This is a genomic window from Variovorax sp. 01N429 (assembly GCF_056399425.1).
On record NZ_JBFTRG010000044.1, the window covers coordinates 1 to 2,460 of the forward strand.

Annotated in this window: 3 protein-coding genes; all 3 read left to right on the plus strand. The window is 63.7% G+C overall.

Annotation, left to right across the window (positions count from 1 at the left end; all coding sequences use genetic code 11):
- Positions 1 to 76 precede the first annotated feature (76 nt).
- The 3 genes from tnpA to tnpC all read left to right on the plus strand — a co-directional run bounded on the left by tnpA (position 77) and on the right by tnpC (position 2,419).
- Positions 77 to 439 carry an IS66-like element accessory protein TnpA gene (tnpA, locus tag AC1DSF_RS30445; protein WP_478184042.1) on the plus strand — a complete coding sequence of 121 codons (363 nt, stop codon included), beginning with the start codon at positions 77 to 79 and terminating at the stop codon, positions 437 to 439.
- Between the two features lie 5 nt (positions 440 to 444).
- Positions 445 to 768: an IS66 family insertion sequence element accessory protein TnpB gene (gene tnpB / locus AC1DSF_RS30450; protein ID WP_478184043.1), complete on the plus strand. Its 324-nt coding sequence runs from the start codon at positions 445 to 447 to the stop codon at positions 766 to 768.
- Between the two features lie 76 nt (positions 769 to 844).
- Positions 845 to 2,419 (plus strand): IS66 family transposase, encoded by a 1,575-nt coding sequence (gene tnpC / locus AC1DSF_RS30455; RefSeq protein ID WP_478184044.1) that lies wholly within the window; start codon positions 845 to 847, stop codon positions 2,417 to 2,419.
- Positions 2,420 to 2,460: the final 41 nt, after the last annotated feature.

A 2,460-nucleotide genomic window follows, 5' to 3' on the forward strand; every position in this document is an offset into this window, starting at 1 on the left:
GTATGCGTCCGGTAATCCCATCTTGAATCCGAGCGTCGCGACGTGAAGGATCGTGTCCACTTAAAGATAGGTGGACATGATGACAAGCGACAAACTCGCTTCAGGACCCAGATCGAGACGGCGCTACAGCGCGGAGCTGCAGGCGCAGGTGATGTCGGAGTGCAATGCACCCGGCGCCTCGGTTGCCAAGGTGGCGATGGCGCACGGCATCAATGCGAATGTCGTGCACCGGTGGCGGCAACTGGCACGAGAAGGACAGTCGGCGGTGCCCACTACCAGTGGCGAGTTCGTGCCCGTGTCGCTTCCGGCCATGTCGGCGTCGACGAGCACGAGCGACATCCAGATCCAGCTTCGCCGCGGCGCGACATCGATGACGATCACGTGGCCTGTATCGGCGGCGGCCGACTTCGCGGCCTGGATGCGCGAGTTGCTGCGGTGATTCGCGTGGACGCGGTGTGGCTGGCCATTGAGCCACTGGATATGCGGGCCGGTACCGAAGCAGCGCTGGTGCGCGTCGTCAACGTCTTCGGCTCCGCCCGGCCGAACCACGCATACCTGTTTGCCAACCGGCGCGCCAACCGCATGAAGGTGCTCGTGCACGATGGCATCGGCGTATGGCTGGCAGCTCGGCGCTTGAACAGCGGCAAGTTCGTCTGGCCCAAGGACAGCGGCTCGACGCTGGCACTGACCCATGCGCAACTCAATGCCCTGGTGCTGGGGCTGCCGTGGCAGCGAATCGGCGAGGCAGGCATCATCACCGTGTTGTAGAACGCGGGCCAGCGCATCGCGCAATTGCCGGATGTGCCGATGCCCGTCGGCCGATGGTCAGGCACGATCACTGTCCGTGATCGCCACCGAGAACATCGACTCGCTGAATCCGGAGCAACTGCGCCAAGTGCTGCGCGCGCTGCGAGCGGAGGTGGCCCTCAAGGACGAGATCATCGCGCGGCAGGAGCGCGAGTCGGCCTTCAAACAAACCACCATCGACAAGCTCACGCATGAGATGGCGGTGCTCAAGCGGTTGAAGTTCGCCGCAAAGTCAGAGGCCTTCACCGCCGAGCAGAAGAGCCTGATCGAGGAGACCATCGACACCGATCTCGCCGCACTCGCTGCCGAGATCGAGTCCCTCGAGCCTGGCAAGAAGCTCGCCGAAGACAAGCAAAAGCCCAAGCGCGACAAGCTGCCGGCGCATCTGCCACGCCGCGAGATCCACCACGAACCCGAGAGCACCACATGCGGCTGTGGTTGCGCGATGAAGCGCATCGGCGAGGACGTCGCGGAAAAGCTGGACTACCAACCCGGCGTCTTCACCGTCGAGCGGCACATCCGAGGCAAGTGGGTGTGCGCACATTGCGAGACCTTGGTTCAGGCGCCGGTGGCCCCGCACATCATCGACAAGGGCATCCCCACGACCGGACTGCTGGCGCAGGTGCTGGTGGCCAAGTTCCTGGATCACCTGCCGTTGTACCGGCAGGAAAGCATCTTCGAGCGCGCGGGACTGGCGATCTCGCGCTCCACGCTGGCCCAGTGGGTCGGTGAGTGCGGGGTGCAACTCCAGCCGCTGGTCGATGCACTGGCGGCAGAACTCTTGAAGCACGACGTGCTGCACGCCGACGAGACGCCGGTGGCGATGTTGAAGCCAGGTAACGGCAAGACGCACCGGGCATACCTGTGGAGCTACTGCACAACGAGCTTCAACCCGATGAAGGCAGTCGTCTTCGACTTCGCCGACAGCCGCAGCGGGCAGCATGCACGTGACTTCTTGGGGCTGCCCGGCAGCGACGAGCACCCGGGCTGGAAGGGACACTTGGTCACGGACGACTTCAGCGGCTACAAGGCCTGCTTCGAGCTCGGCGTCACCGAGGTGGGCTGCATGGCCCACGCGCGACGCAAGTTCCACGAGCTCTGGGCCAACCACGGCAGCCAAGTGGGCGAACAGGCGCTGAAGTTCTTCGTCAAGCTCTACGAGATTGAGCGTGAGACGCAGCAACTTGCACCCGATGAGCGCAAGGCGATCAGACAGGAAAAGACCCAACCCATTGCTGATGCCTTGCACCAGTGGCTGACGCAGCAGCGGCAGAAGGTGCCGGACGGGTCGGCGACCGCCAGGGCAATCGACTACAGCCTCAAACGATGGGAAGCACTGACGCGCTACATCACTAACGGCGACTTGCCCATTGACAACAACTGGGTTGAAAACCAGATCCGGCCCATTGCCATTGGACGCAACAACTGGCTGTTCGCTGGCTCATTGCGCGCGGGCAAGCGCGCCGCTGCGATCATGAGTCTCGTGCACTCCGCGCGACTGAACGCGCACGACCCGTACGCCTACCTGAAGGACGTGCTCGAACGGCTGCCCACTCAACCTGCCAGTCGCATCCAAGATCTGTTGCCGCATCGCTGGCAGCCTGCGGCCTGATTGCGCCACCGCTCGTCAAGACGGGTTCGCCGGACGCATAC

Coding starts and splice junctions, on each gene's coding strand:
- tnpA (WP_478184042.1), top strand. CDS start 77: ATGATGACAAGCGACAAACTCGCTTCAGGACCCAGATCGAGACGGCGC.